Source organism: Nocardioides koreensis (assembly GCF_039531775.1).
In the GTDB taxonomy this organism is placed as follows: Bacteria; Actinomycetota; Actinomycetes; order Propionibacteriales; family Nocardioidaceae; genus Nocardioides; species Nocardioides koreensis.
In genome coordinates this window covers 1-12,619 of sequence record NZ_BAAAQR010000016.1, presented here as the reverse complement: position 1 = coordinate 12,619, position 12,619 = coordinate 1, and the positions used below count along the sequence as shown (strand labels likewise).

Sequence of the window (12,619 nt, the reverse complement as noted above, 5' to 3'; positions counted from 1 at the left end):
CCCTCACCTCAGGTGGACGTGCCCGCGGCCGCCGCGGTTCCACGCTCGCCGAGCTTGACCACGACGACCCCGGCCAGGATCAGCACTCCCCCGACGACCTGGACCGCGCGCGGCAGCTCGCCCAGCAGCAGCCAGGCGAAGAGCAGCGCGAACAGCACCTCGAGCAGCGCCACGAACGACGCCAGCCTGGAGCCGAGCCGTCGGCCGGCGGCGATCCCGGTGACGTAGGCCAGCGCCGCGGTCACGACCCCGAGGCCCAGCAGCGGCAGCCACCACGGGACCGTGGCCCCGTCGTACGACACCGGTGCGGTGGAGGCGCTCATCGGCACCACACCCACGGCGCCGGCCACGAGCAGGGCGACCGCGCCGAGCGTGAGGCCGGACGCGGCGAGCACGAGGGGCGGCAGCCCGTTGTCCTCGCTGGCCGAGAGCACGAAGTACGTCGCGGCACCGGCCATCGCGCCGAGCGCCCAGAGCACGCCCGGGACGCTCAGGTCGGCACCCGAGAGCAGGTCGAGCACGAGGACCAGGCCGAACGCGGCGACCACGGCGCCGACGAGCGTGAGGACCCCGGGGCGGTGTCCGTGGCGCAGCCACATCCAGCCGATCACGGCGACCGGCGCGGTGTACTCGATCAGCAGCGCGACCCCGACCTGCATGTGCACGACGGCGTTGAAGTACGCGAGCTGGCAGCCGGCGACCGCGACCATCCCGTAGACCGCGACCAGCCCGGCGTTCCGGCGGAGCAGGCCCCAGCGACCACGCAGGGAGAGCACGGCGGGCACGGCGAGCACCGCGGCCGCGACGAGCACGCGCACGGTCACGGCGGCGCCGGCGGTCCAGCCGGTGTCGAGCAGACCTTTCGCCAGCGAGCCAGACAGGCCGAACGACATCGCCGAGAGCACGGCGAAGCCGAGCCCGGGCAGCAGGCGCGAGGCCGGGAGCTCGGCCACCCGCGTCCCGGCGTCATCAGCAAATGTCGTCATGACTCATGACACTAAGCGCGGATGCGGTAATCTGTCAACGTGCCCTTCGACCATGACACCGAGTCCTCGCTGCTCGCCGCCGTCGCGCTGGTCAACTCCGCCGAGGAGCCGGACACGCTGACCAGCGTGGCCGCGCTGGACGCCTTCTACGCCGAGCACGCCTACACGGGGTCGCGCACCCACGACCAGGCCGAGCTCGACGAGGTGCGCGCCCTCCGCGCTCCCCTGCGGACGCTGCTCACGAGCACCCGTGACGACGCGGTCGCGATCGTGAACCGGATGCTGTCCGAGGCCGGGGCGGTCCCCCAGCTCGTGCGCCATGACGGCGAGGACTGGCACCTGCACGCCACGGAACGCACCGCGTCGTTCGCGACCCGGATCGCCGTCGAGACCGCGATGGCCATGGTCGACGTCATCCGCGCCGACGAGATGTCGCGGCTCGACCTGTGCGCCGACGAGACCTGCGGCGGCGTCGTGCTGGACCTCTCGCGCAACCGCTCGAGGCGGTTCTGCAGCACCGCCTGCGGCAACCGGAACGCCGTCGCCGCCTACCGGGCCCGGCAGACCGGGGGCGGTCACCAAAACTGATGAGGTCTACCCCGAACGGGGAGAGGCGGGGCGGACCCCCGCCTTGGGTGTCTGCATGGACGCCGGCAGGGCCACTCGCGTGGCCGCACTCATCCTGGGCCTGACCGCCCTGGCGTCGCCCTCCCCGGCGGCCGCCGCGCCGACCGACCTCCCGGAGGCGACGACGCACGCGGGACGTCTGCTCATGGTCGGCCACGTCGCGCGCCCCTCGACCGGGACGGACCGGCCCGCCGGGGCCCGCGCGGCGAAGGAGGCCCGGGCCGAGCGCGACGTCGCGCTGGCGGCCACCTGGCACCTCGATCCCGCCCTGCTCCGCCCCGCCCCCGCCGACAGCGAGGCCACGGCGGCCGCGCGCCAGCAGCTGGCGATGGTCGACGCCCACCTCGGCGAGGTCCTGAAGACCTACGAGAAGGCCCACGCCGCGGCCGACGACGCCACTGCCCGGGCGCGGGACGCCCACGACGCCCTCGTCGCGGCCAAGCAGGCCGCCAAGGTGGCGGCCGCCCGCTACCGGGCCGACCGGGAGCTGATGATGTCGGTGGTCACCGAGGCCTACACCACCAGCCAGCTCGGCGCCTTCGGCCTGCTGCTGTCCGCCGACTCCGACGAGGACCTCGTCCAAGGAGTCACCGTGCTCCAGGAGATGGGCCGGACCCAGTCCGACGCGGTGGTGGCCGCCGAGCAGTCGCGAGACCGGCTCCGGGAGGCGACCGTCGCCGTCGCCGAGGCCGACCGGGACGCCCGGGAGACGCTGGTCTCCTCCCGAGCGGCCCTGGCCGCGGCCGAGCAGGCCCGCGCGCGGGTGCTTGCCGACGTGCGGACGGCCCGCCACCTGCTCGAGGACTCCGTGCTGGCCGACCAGGCGTTGCGGGAGACGACCGCCGGGGGCTACGACGGGGCCCTCTCCTTCCCGCTGCCCCCGGGCACGTCATTCGTCGACCAGCACAACTGGGGCCACCGCAGCCGGCACTGGGCCTCGGTGCACACCGGGGACGACTTCTCCACCGCGTGCGGCACCCCGGTCCTGGCGGTCAACGACGGCACCGTGGCGATCCGCACCGACCAGGGCTGGTCGGGACCCTGGCTGGTCATGGTCGGCGCCGGCGACGGGGGGCTCACGACCTGGTACGCCCACATGCAGGCCCTGCTGGTGAGCAGCGGCCAGCCGGTCGTGGCCGGGCAGCAGATCGGGGTCGTGGGCCAGGCGGGCAATGCCACCGGCTGTCACCTGCACCTCGAGGTGCACCCCAGCGGCGGCAGCATCTACCAGGACGACACCGACCCGTCCCGGTGGCTCGACACGGTCGGCGTGCACGCCGGCTGAGCCGAGGTCCGCGGGCCCGGCGAGTTGCGGTAATACCTGCGTTCGCGCGAACAGTCAGTACAGTGACGCGGTGTCTGTGTTTCGGGGGGACATCCAGGGGCTTCGCGCGGTGGCCGTGCTGCTCGTGGCCCTCGACCACGCGGCGATCGAGCCGTTCCACGGTGGCTTCGTCGGCGTGGACGTCTTCTTCGTCATCTCCGGCTTCCTGATCACCTCGCTGCTCCTCGCCGAGGCGGTGCGCGAGGGCCGGATCTCCCTGATCGGCTTCTACGCGCGCCGGGCCCGCCGGATCCTGCCGGCCGCGACGGTGGTGACCCTGGCGACGATCGCGGCGTCGGTGTTCTTCCTCAGCGGCGTGGACGCGCTCGGCGCGATCGAGGACGCCGTCTGGGCGACCTTCTTCGCGGCCAACATCAAGTTCGCCAGCGACGGCACCGACTACTTCCAGAACGAGGCCGCCCCCTCCCCGCTGCAGCACTACTGGTCCCTGGCGGTCGAGGAGCAGTTCTACCTCGTGTGGCCGCTGCTGGTGCTGATGCTCTGCCTGCTGGTCCGCCGGACGCGCCGTCGACGCGAGCGACCGGGCCGGGGGAGGCACGCGGCCCGGGCCTCCGACCCGCCCGCGCCGGGCGCCGGTGTCACCGGCGCAGCCGTGGTGCTGCTGACCGTCGTGGTGGTGGCGTCGTTCGCGTGGTCGGTCGTCGACACCCGGCACGACGCGGTGCCGGCGTACTTCTCGCCGCTCACCCGCGCCTGGGAGCTGGGCCTGGGCGCGCTGACCGCCTGCCTCGTCCCCGCGCTCCGGCGGCTCCCGCGCCTCGTCCTCGGCGTCGTGTCGTGGCTGGGACTCGCGGGCGTCCTGGTCGCGGCGCTGACCTACGACCCCGGGACACTGTTCCCGGGGTACGCCGCGGCGCTGCCGGTCGTCGGTACGGCGTTCCTGCTCGCCGGCGGGCTGGTGCCGGCTCCCTGGGGGCCGCAGCGGCTGCTCAGCGTGCCGCCGATGCGGGCCGTCGGCGACTGGTCGTACTCGTTCTACCTGTGGCACTGGCCGGCGCTGATCATCGCCGGCGCGCTGTGGGGGCCGGTCTCGGGCTGGTCCGGACTGGTGGTGCTCGGCGGCGCCCTGGCCGTCTCGGCGGCGAGCTACCAGCTGATCGAGAACCCGGTGCGCCGGATGCGCATCCTCTCCGCCCGGCCGGCGCGTGGCCTGGTCCTCTACCCCGCCGTGGTCGTGCTGATGCTGCCGCTGATGGCGGGCGCCCAGACGGTCGTGGAGAAGATCAACACGACCGACGGCGACTGGATCACCACCAGCAACTTCGGCCGGCACCGCGGCGACCCGAAGCCAGACTTCAGCAGCGATCCCGACGTCGCCCTGGTCGAGGCGTCCGTGCTGGCCGCCCGCAACGGCGCCGAGATCCCCCGCGGCCTCTCCCCTGCTCCGCTGGCGGCCGACCAGCTCAAGCCGGAGGTGGGCGCGTGCGAGTACTACCCGGGCTTCCTGGACAAGCTCTGCCCCCGGGGCGACCTGTCCGCCGACCGCACGCTGGTGCTCGTCGGTGACTCGCACGCCCGCCAGTGGATCCCGGCACTCGACGTCCTGGCGGAGAAGTACGGCTACAAGGCCTACTACCTCGTGCGCGTGGGCTGCCCGGGCGCCGACGTCACCCCGGAGCTGAAGGTCGGCGGCCCGAGCACCAGCTGCGAGCGGTTCCAGGACTGGGCGGTGGACAAGGTCGAGCAGCTCGAGCCCGACGTCACCATCGTCGGCTCGGAGTCCAGCTCGAACCGGGGCTACGTCGACGACCACGGCGACCTGGTCGACGACCCCGACCAGACCCTGGCGATGTTCGAGGACGGGATGGAGCGGTCGGTCGCCCGGCTCGGCGCGCACTCCGGGCGGGTCGTCTACATCGGCGACCCGCCGGCCACCGACTTCCAGGTCAGCGTCTGCCTCTCCAAGCGCGACGCCTCGCTGCGCGGCTGCATGGCCACGCGGGACCCCCGGTCGATGGAGATGACCGCGGCCGCCAAGGCCGGCGCGCTGCGTGCCGGCGCGGACTACGTGGACCCGACCAAGTGGTTCTGCGTCGAGGACAGCTGCCCCGCGGTGATCGGGCACTTCGTGCCCCGGCGGGACCTGGCGCACATCACCGTGGAGTACGCCCGGCACCTCACGTCGGCGCTGGACCGCGAGCTCAGTCTCCGGCGGGGCGCTGAGCCGGCCCGGGCACCTTGACGTCCCTGTACGCCGCGAGGTTGTGCGCGTTGTAGGCGCTGGTGTCGGCGGTCTCCATGGGGCCGTCCCACTCGGTCGGCAGCGGCACGCCCACGTCCGGGGCGACCCGGCGGACGATCTCGTCGAGGACCCGCTCGGCATCGCCGACCCACAGGTGCTTGCTGCCCTCGAACGGCACCACCTCGGCCTGCGGGATGGCGCGGAAGCGCTCACGGGCCTCGGCGGGACGCAGGTAGTCGTCGTGCTCGGGGACGAACGCGCTGACCGGCTTGCCGGACTCGGCCCACTGGCTCAGGTGCTCCGCGTCGCTGAACCGCAGCGGCGGGCTGAGCAGGATCGCCCCCTGCACCAGCGGGTCGTTGCCGTGCATCAGCGCGAGGTCGGTGCCGAACGACCAGCCCACCAGCCACACGTTCGGCAGGTCGTTGAACTCGGCGTACTCGATGGCCGCGGCCACGTCGTACTGCTCCCCCACGGCGTTGTCGAAGGAGCCCTCGCTGGTCCCCTGCTCGCTCCAGGTACCCCGGGTGTTGAACCGCAGCACCGCGACGCCTGCGAGGGCGGGCAGCCGGAACGCCGCCTTGCGGTAGACGTGGCTGTCCATCATCCCGCCGTGGGTGGGCAGCGGGTGCAGGCAGATGATCGTGGCCACCGGCTCGCGCCCCTCGGGCACGGCGAGCTCGGCCACCAGGTCCAGCCCGTCGGCCGTGGTCAGCGTGACCGGCTCGCGCCGGGCGGGCAGGACGGAGTTCGCGCGGATCTTCTGGGCGGGCACGCGAGCAACCTAGCCGACGTCAGAAGTCGAACATGTCCCCGATGTCGCCGAACATGTCACCCACGCCGTCGCCGACCGCCCCGATGCCGTCACCGATGCCGTCACCGAGGGCGCCGATCCCGTCGCCGAGCGCGTCGAAGCCACCGAGGCCGCCGAACATCATGCCCATGAACATCATGTCCATGACCCCGGTCCGGCCGAAGTAGCCCGCGGCGTACGGCTGGTAGGCGCGGCCGCCCTGCCAGTACGGCACCCGCTGGGCGCCGACCATCACCTGGCGGACGTCGGGCTCGGCCCCGGCCCGGACCCGCTCGGCGTCGAGCGCACAGGCCGGGACGTCGCGCGGTGCGCCGCCGGCGGGGGCCCAGGACACGTCGGCCACCGAGAGCCCGTGCCGCGGGTCGAAGAAGCACGGGGCCCTACGGGTCGGCAACGGCTCGCCCGCGACCCGGGCCCGGACGCAGGCCATCGCGTAGCGACCGTCCTCGAGGATCTCGGTGACGTGCCTGATGTCGTCGGGCTGCGCGATCCGCTCGCCCGCGGTCTTCGCGGACTCGTAGGCGTCGAGCGCCCGTTGGTAGTCGGCGTTGGCGCCCGGGTCGAGCTCGCGGCCGGCCAGGTCCAGGTCGAGGGACTGGAGCTCCTCGCCGAGGGCGGTGATGTCCTCGAAGGCCAGCTTCTTGACCGGCTCGAGCTCGGCCTGCCGCCGGGCGAGCTCACGCTCCTTGCCCCTCCGGTTGGACACGACGAGGGCCACCACCACGGCGGCGAGCACCAACAGGATCACGAGGCCTTCCATGGCTTCAGGATACGGACGCGCGGGTGAGCCGGGCCGCCACCTCGGCGACGGCGTCCCGGAGCTCCGGCGGATCGAGCACCTCGAAGTCCCAGCCGAGCATCCCCAGGTGCAGCGTGAGCGCGTAGAGGCTGTCCGACCCGCTGAGCAGCAGGCAGGTGTCGTCGTCGAGAGGCTCCAGGGTCGCCGTGGCGCTGGTGGTGGCGCGTCGTACCTCCTCGACGGGGGCGTGCACCCGCACCCGCGCGCGGTGGCGGTAGGGCGCCACGCTCACCGCCTGCTGGACGTACGCCGCGGGGTCGGGATGTTCCCGCCGGGTGAACCGCCACGTCGTGGTGCGCAGGTCGCTCATCCGGTCCAGCCGGAAGGAGCGCCAGTCGTCCCGGTCGAGGTCGAAGGCCAGGAGGTACCACCGCCGGCCGGTCGCCACCAGCTGGTAGGGCTCGACCCGCCGCAGCCCCGGCTCGGCCCCGCGTCCGGTGTAGGTGAGCTCCACCCGGACGGTGTCACGGGTGGCCCGGGCCAGGGCCAGCAGCAGGTCGGCGTCCACCTCGATCCGGCCGCCCTCCAACGTGACGATGGCGTCGTGCAGCGCCCGGACCTCGGCGCGCAGCCGCGCCGGGAGCACCTGGTCGAGCTTGGCCAGGGTGCGCACCGCGGCCTCGCTGGCCCCGGCCACGGTGCCGCCGGCCGCGAGCCGGAGCGAGACCGCGGTCGCGATGGCCTCCTCGTCGTCGAGGAGCAGGGGCGGCAGCGCCTTGCCGGCGCCGAGCTGGTACCCGCCCCCGACCCCCTGCGTGGCGTTCACGGGGTAGCCCAGCGCGCGCAGGCGCCCGACGTCGCGCCGGATGCTCCGGGTGGTGACGCCGAGCCGCTCGGCGAGCTCGGTGCCGGTCCACACCGGCCGCTGCTGGAGCAGGGCGAGCAGACGCAGCACGCGCTCGGTGGTGCCGCCGGTCTCGCCGGGACTGGGGCTCATGCGCCCACCCTGCCACGGGTAGCGGACCGTTCCTGTCCTGATTCACCACGAGACTGGTCGCATGACGACAAACCTGGAGTGGAACCCGCTCCTCCTCGACCAGCTCGAGCTCCACTGGACCTACGCCCTGCGGCCGCGGCTCGAGGGGCTCTCCGACGACGAGTACCTCTGGGAGCCGGCGCCCGGCGCCTGGAGCATCCGGCCGCGGGGCGCCTGCACCTCCCCGGCGCCGATCGGCCGCGGGCCGTTCGAGCGCGACGACGCCCCCGACGACCCGAGCCCGGCACCGGTCACGACGATCGCCTGGCGCCTGGCCCACATCACCGTCGAGGTGATGGCGATGCGCAGCGCGTCCCACTTCGGCCGGGAGGCCGCGCACCACGAGTCGTGGACCTACGCCGGCACGGCGGTCGAGGGGCTCGCCCAGCTCGACCAGGAGTACGCCGTGTGGCGCGACGGCGTGCGCGGGCTCGGCGAGGAGGGGCTCACCCGGCCCTGCGGGCCCGCGGAGGGTCCGTTCGCCGAGGCACCCCTCGCGGCGCTCGTCCTGCACATCCACCGCGAGGTGATCCACCACGGCGCCGAGATCGCCCTGCTCCGCGACCTCTACCCGCACGCCCACCGGCGCGGCTGTTCCGACCCTGCTGATTCCGGAAAGGACTCCTGACATGCCTGCCCAAGCCCCACCCGTGACCGACGAGCGCCACGCGCTCTCCGCCTACCTCGTCCAGCAGCAGGACGCCTTCCGCTGCGCCGTCTACGGCCTGACCGACGAGCAGGCGGGCATCGCCGCCTCCCCGCCGAGCACCCTGACGGTCGGCTCGCTGCTCAAGCACGTCACGCAGACCCAGGAGCACTGGCTCGGCCTGGCGGTGGCCGGGCCCGGCCGTCCGGTCGACGACCGCACCATGGAGCAGAAGCTCGCCGCGCACCGGGACGGCTGGACCTGGCACCCGCACGACAGTGTCGAGGCCGCGCTCACGGCGTACGACGAGGTCTGCGTGCGCGTGCTCGAGGCGGTGGGCGACCTCGACCTCGACACCGCGGTGCCGGTCCCGCCCGCACCGTGGAGCCCGACGGACGTCGCGGCCTGGTCGGTGCGCTGGGTGTGGTTCCACCTGATCGAGGAGCTGGCCCGGCACGCGGGGCACGCTGACCTCGTGCGCGAGGCGATCGACGGCGCCACCATGTACGAGCTGGTCGCGGGCCGCGAGGGCTGGCCGGAGACAGACTGGCTCAAGCCCTGGCGGCCCGCGAGCTCGCGCTGACTACCGCAGGAGCGGCGTGCTCGTCGCGACCGTGCCGTCCGCGCTGCGGTGGACGACCCCGTCGGTCACCGCGAACGCCAGGGCACGGTCGAAGCGACCCGGCTCCCAGTACTCCGCTCCGACCAGTCGGGCGAGGTCGGCCGGGTGCTGGGGTCCGTTGACGGTCAGCGCCCGGGAGATCTGCGCCATCTCGTGGGCGACGTGGCGGTCGCGGTGCCCCTCGGTCGAGGGCTTGGGGGGTGGCATCGGCATGGTGTGGTCCTCCTCAAGCGGGCTGGGGTGCGGTGCGGCCGCCGCTGCCGGACTCGCTGGAGGAGTCCTCGGCGGTCAGGGGCTGGGCGATGCTCTCGAGCGACTGGCCCTCGGCCTTCACACCGAGGAGCGCCTCGACGATGCCGCCACCGATCATCAGCACCGCGCCGAGGTAGTAGCCGACCGAGATCTGCGTGATGTCCATGCTCGCGGACGCCTGCTCGATGAGGTAGCCGAAGAGCAGCGGGCCGGAGATGCCGCCGGCCGCGGTGCCGATGGCGTAGAAGAAGGCGATGCACAGCGCCCGGGTCTCCATCGGGAACACCTCGCTCGCGGTGAGGTACGCCGCGCTCGCGCCGGCCGAGGCCATGAAGAAGATGATCGCGCCCATCAGCGTCAGGGTGACGGCGCTGAAGCTGCCGAGGAAGAAGCCCGTGATGCCCAGCAGCGCTCCCGAGAGCACGTAGGTGGCCGTGATCATCTTGACCCGGCCGATGCTGTCGAAGAGCCGGCTCAGCAGCAGCGCCCCGAGGAAGTTGCTGAGGGCGAAGACCGCGATGTACCAGCCGGTCTGCTTGACGCCCATGAACGTGGTGAGGGTGTCCCCGTAGGTGAAGAAGAACGCGTTGTAGAGGAACGCCTGCCCGACGAAGAGCGAGAAGCAGAGCACGGTGCGCTTGGGGTACATCGTGAAGACCGTGCGGGCGATCAGGCCGATGCCGATCGACTTGCGCTGCCGGATCGTGATCGTGTCCGAGACGTCGTGCAGGGTCTTGCCGGACTCGCTGGAGACGGTGCCCTCGATCTCGCGGACGATCTCCTCGGCCCGGTCCTCGTGGCCGTGGATGAACAGCCAGCGGGGGCTCTCCGGCACGTTGCGGCGGACGACCAGGATGCCGACGGCGAGGATCGCGCCGAGGCCGAACGCGAGGCGCCAGCCCCACTCCTGGTTGATGACCGTGGGGTCGAGCAGCGGGATCGTGAGGATCGCACCGCCGGCCGCGCCCACCCAGAACGAGCCGTTGATGGCCACGTCGACGCGGCCCCGGTACTTCGCCGGGATCAGCTCGTCGATCGCGGAGTTGATGGCGGCGTACTCACCACCGATGCCGGCGCCGGTCAGGAAACGCGCACCGAAGTACCACATCGGGTTCATCGAGAACGCCGTGAGCACGGTGGCGAACGTGTAGACCGCCAGCGTGATCAGGAAGAGCTTCTTGCGGCCGAGGCGGTCGGTCAGCTGGCCGAAGAACAGCGCGCCCAGGCAGGCGCCGGCGACGTAGACCGCGCCGGCCATGCCGACCTGGAAGCTGGTCATGCCGAGACCCGTCTTGGGGTCGGCCAGCGCGTCGGACATCGAGCCGACGATCGTCACCTCGAGCCCGTCGAGGATCCAGACGGTCCCGAGACCGATCACGACGAGCCAGTGCCACCTGGCCCAGGGCAATCGGTCCAGTCTCGCTGGAATGTCTGTGGTGATGCGTCCTGTCTCGACAGCCATGAGTGTCCTCCGTTCACTCCGCGCGGTCGCCCCTCCGGGGTGGGGAGGCGCGCCGACGCGTGTCCTGCCTCGACCCGTACCCCATGGATTCGCGGATCAATCCTCGGTGCCCTCGAGGGAGATCCGGCCCGTCCCGACGATCGGGGAAAGATCGCCTCGGGACCCCTCCCGACCGGGAAGATGTGCCAGCGTCGCGGACGCACCCGAGCAGACGAGGAACGGCCATGTCCGACGTCAACGAGCCGCAGCCCGACAAGACCGCGGAGGGTGGCTCCGACCCCGTCCCCGGCCCCGACAGCGGCGGCGCGACACCGGCCCAGTACTCCGCGGGCGGTGCGCCCGCCGCCTCCGCGCCCGTCGGCGAGGTGCGCGAGACCGGCACCTGCATCCTGCTCACCGTGGTCACGCTCGGCTTCTACACCTGGTACTGGTACTACAAGACCCACGAGGAGATGAAGCAGCACACCGGCACCGGCATCGGCGGACCGGTGGCGCTGATCCTCGCGATCTTCGTCGGCGTCGTGATGCCGTTCTTCAGCTCGCACGAGGTCGGCGGCCTCTACGAGCGGCGCGGCGAGGCCCGGCCGGTGAGCGCCGTGACGGGCCTGTGGGCGCTGCTGCTGGGCTGGTTCTTCTTCGTCGGCGCGATCGTGTGGTTCGTGAAGACGAACCGGGCGCTCAACGACTACTGGCGCTCGGTCGGCGCGTCGAGCGAGGGCTGAGGCCCGCGCGATGACCGTCGCGCAGGGACCTGCTCAAGCCGAGTTCCGGCACCATGAGCCACATGGACACCGAACCGGGCGAGCAGGCGAGGCCGCGCATCGAGCAACCGGGCGCTGACTCCGAGGCGATGCCGAGCACGGCGGACGCCGTGGCGGCCTCGATCGCCTGCGGACGCGCGGTGGGGCTCACCGTCGAGCGGCCCGAGGTCATCGCCGAGGGCTACAGCGTCCGCGTCCGACTGCACCCCGAGCCAGTGGTCACCCGAGTCGTGACGCTCGGCCGCGCGCTGCGCGGCACCCCGAGAGCCTGGCTGGAACGCGAAGTCGCCGTGGCTCGCTTCCTGGCAGCATCCGAGGTGGGCGTGACGGCTCCCTGGCGCGACGCCGGTCCACACCACGTCGCCGGGATCGATGTCTCCCTGTGGCAGTGGGTCGAGCAGGACCAGAGCACCGTGACGGACGCAGACTTCGGAAGGTCCCTCGGGCGGCTGCACGCCGCCCTCGCGACATACCCGGACGATCTCCCACTGCTCGCGGGACCACTCGCTGACATCGCCGCGGCGATGTCACGCTCCGACGATCAGTTCCTGCATCGTGCGGTCGCAGTACTCGTGCCGCTGGCCGAGGGCTGGCCTCGCCGTCCCTTGCACGGCGATGCGCACACGGGAAACGTGTTGATGACCGCCGACGGACCCCGCTGGACCGACTTCGAGGACGTCTGCGTGGGCCCCGTCGAATGGGATCTCGCGTCACTGACGGTGACCGAGGAAGCACTCTCGGCGTACCCGGGACGCCTCGACATCGTGAGGCTGGAAGAGTGCCGGGACCTGCGACGGCTGCAGATCCTTGCCCAGCTTCTGGTGGGCGACTTCGACGAGCCGGCGCTCGAGGAGGAGATACGTACGCGGCTGCGTCGCCGTCTCTGATCGAGGACCTCTCAACAGGCTGAACGCCCCCCGTGTTTTCAACCGGTAGTTGCAACTCGTGACTGAGTTGGAAGAGGTTGCCGGCCATGCCTGGTGCGCGATTGACGGTGGAGCAGCGACGAACGATTGAACGGGGGTACCGGATCGGGTTGTCGCAGGGGCAGATCGCCTCGATCATCGGCAAGCATCCCTCGACGGTGAGCCGAGAACTGGCGAGGAGCTTCTCCGCGCCGGGATCGCGCTCGCCCAGACGGCGAAGC

The 12,619-nt window shown here is 72.4% G+C and carries 14 protein-coding genes; 8 read left to right on the top strand and 6 right to left on the bottom strand.

The window, feature by feature from the left end:
- Positions 1–8 precede the first annotated feature (8 nt).
- The gene (locus ABD268_RS20595; RefSeq protein ID WP_344157010.1) at positions 9–986 is read right to left on the bottom strand and encodes an EamA family transporter; all 978 of its coding nucleotides are present in this window, start codon (positions 984–986) and stop codon (positions 9–11) included.
- A 39-nt stretch (positions 987–1,025) separates the two neighbouring features.
- On the opposite strand from ABD268_RS20595, the gene ABD268_RS20590 reads away from it, so the two are divergent.
- From ABD268_RS20590 to ABD268_RS20580, 3 genes are all read left to right on the top strand, one after another.
- Positions 1,026–1,574, top strand: coding sequence for a CGNR zinc finger domain-containing protein (locus tag ABD268_RS20590; RefSeq protein WP_344157007.1), 549 nt, complete (start codon positions 1,026–1,028; stop codon positions 1,572–1,574).
- A 55-nt stretch (positions 1,575–1,629) separates the two neighbouring features.
- Entirely contained in the window at positions 1,630–2,898 is a 1,269-nt protein-coding gene (locus ABD268_RS20585; RefSeq protein WP_344157004.1) for a M23 family metallopeptidase, read from the top strand.
- Between the two features lie 70 nt (positions 2,899–2,968).
- Positions 2,969–5,140 (top strand): acyltransferase family protein, encoded by a 2,172-nt coding sequence (locus ABD268_RS20580; RefSeq protein WP_344157001.1) that lies wholly within the window; start codon positions 2,969–2,971, stop codon positions 5,138–5,140.
- On the opposite strand, the gene ABD268_RS20575 is transcribed toward ABD268_RS20580, so the two are convergent.
- From ABD268_RS20575 to ABD268_RS20565, 3 genes are read right to left on the bottom strand one after another with little or no spacing between them, the layout of a single operon-like run.
- Positions 5,100–5,915, bottom strand: coding sequence for an alpha/beta hydrolase (locus ABD268_RS20575; protein WP_344156998.1), 816 nt, complete (start codon positions 5,913–5,915; stop codon positions 5,100–5,102). The genes ABD268_RS20580 and ABD268_RS20575 overlap by 41 nt on opposite strands.
- A 19-nt stretch (positions 5,916–5,934) precedes the next feature.
- On the bottom strand, positions 5,935–6,714 hold the full coding sequence (locus tag ABD268_RS20570) for a hypothetical protein (RefSeq protein WP_344156995.1): 780 nt from the start codon (positions 6,712–6,714) through the stop codon (positions 5,935–5,937).
- A gap of 4 nt (positions 6,715–6,718) precedes the next feature.
- The gene (locus tag ABD268_RS20565) at positions 6,719–7,690 is read right to left on the bottom strand and encodes a helix-turn-helix transcriptional regulator (protein ID WP_344156992.1); all 972 of its coding nucleotides are present in this window, start codon (positions 7,688–7,690) and stop codon (positions 6,719–6,721) included.
- A gap of 61 nt (positions 7,691–7,751) precedes the next feature.
- Between ABD268_RS20565 and ABD268_RS20560 the strand changes: the two genes are divergently transcribed.
- On the top strand, positions 7,752–8,357 hold the full coding sequence (locus ABD268_RS20560) for a DinB family protein (protein WP_344156989.1): 606 nt from the start codon (positions 7,752–7,754) through the stop codon (positions 8,355–8,357).
- 1 nt (position 8,358) lies between these two features.
- On the top strand, positions 8,359–8,958 hold the full coding sequence (locus tag ABD268_RS20555; protein WP_344156986.1) for a DinB family protein: 600 nt from the start codon (positions 8,359–8,361) through the stop codon (positions 8,956–8,958).
- On the opposite strand, the gene ABD268_RS20550 is transcribed toward ABD268_RS20555, so the two are convergent.
- Positions 8,959–9,210 (bottom strand): hypothetical protein, encoded by a 252-nt coding sequence (locus ABD268_RS20550; protein WP_344156983.1) that lies wholly within the window; start codon positions 9,208–9,210, stop codon positions 8,959–8,961.
- Between the two features lie 13 nt (positions 9,211–9,223).
- Positions 9,224–10,657 (bottom strand): MFS transporter, encoded by a 1,434-nt coding sequence (locus ABD268_RS20545; RefSeq protein ID WP_344156980.1) that lies wholly within the window; start codon positions 10,655–10,657, stop codon positions 9,224–9,226.
- Between the two features lie 278 nt (positions 10,658–10,935).
- On the opposite strand from ABD268_RS20545, the gene ABD268_RS20540 reads away from it, so the two are divergent.
- From ABD268_RS20540 to ABD268_RS22855, 3 genes are all read left to right on the top strand, one after another.
- A complete protein-coding gene (locus ABD268_RS20540) occupies positions 10,936–11,433 on the top strand; it encodes a DUF4234 domain-containing protein (RefSeq protein ID WP_344156977.1) in 498 nt (165 codons plus the stop codon).
- A 62-nt stretch (positions 11,434–11,495) separates the two neighbouring features.
- Complete coding sequence (locus tag ABD268_RS20535; protein ID WP_344156974.1) at positions 11,496–12,359, top strand: phosphotransferase enzyme family protein; 864 nt, start codon at positions 11,496–11,498, stop codon at positions 12,357–12,359.
- 86 nt (positions 12,360–12,445) lie between these two features.
- A partial coding sequence (locus ABD268_RS22855) for a helix-turn-helix domain-containing protein (protein ID WP_425573775.1) occupies positions 12,446–12,619 on the top strand: 174 nt, incomplete at its 3' end.

Coding starts and splice junctions, on each gene's coding strand:
- ABD268_RS20550 (WP_344156983.1), bottom strand. CDS start 9,210: ATGCCGATGCCACCCCCCAAGCCCTCGACCGAGGGGCACCGCGACCGC.
- ABD268_RS20540 (WP_344156977.1), top strand. CDS start 10,936: ATGTCCGACGTCAACGAGCCGCAGCCCGACAAGACCGCGGAGGGTGGC.
- ABD268_RS20535 (WP_344156974.1), top strand. CDS start 11,496: ATGGACACCGAACCGGGCGAGCAGGCGAGGCCGCGCATCGAGCAACCG.
- ABD268_RS20595 (WP_344157010.1), bottom strand. CDS start 986: ATGACGACATTTGCTGATGACGCCGGGACGCGGGTGGCCGAGCTCCCG.
- ABD268_RS20570 (WP_344156995.1), bottom strand. CDS start 6,714: ATGGAAGGCCTCGTGATCCTGTTGGTGCTCGCCGCCGTGGTGGTGGCC.
- ABD268_RS20565 (WP_344156992.1), bottom strand. CDS start 7,690: ATGAGCCCCAGTCCCGGCGAGACCGGCGGCACCACCGAGCGCGTGCTG.
- ABD268_RS20585 (WP_344157004.1), top strand. CDS start 1,630: ATGGACGCCGGCAGGGCCACTCGCGTGGCCGCACTCATCCTGGGCCTG.
- ABD268_RS20560 (WP_344156989.1), top strand. CDS start 7,752: ATGACGACAAACCTGGAGTGGAACCCGCTCCTCCTCGACCAGCTCGAG.
- ABD268_RS20555 (WP_344156986.1), top strand. CDS start 8,359: ATGCCTGCCCAAGCCCCACCCGTGACCGACGAGCGCCACGCGCTCTCC.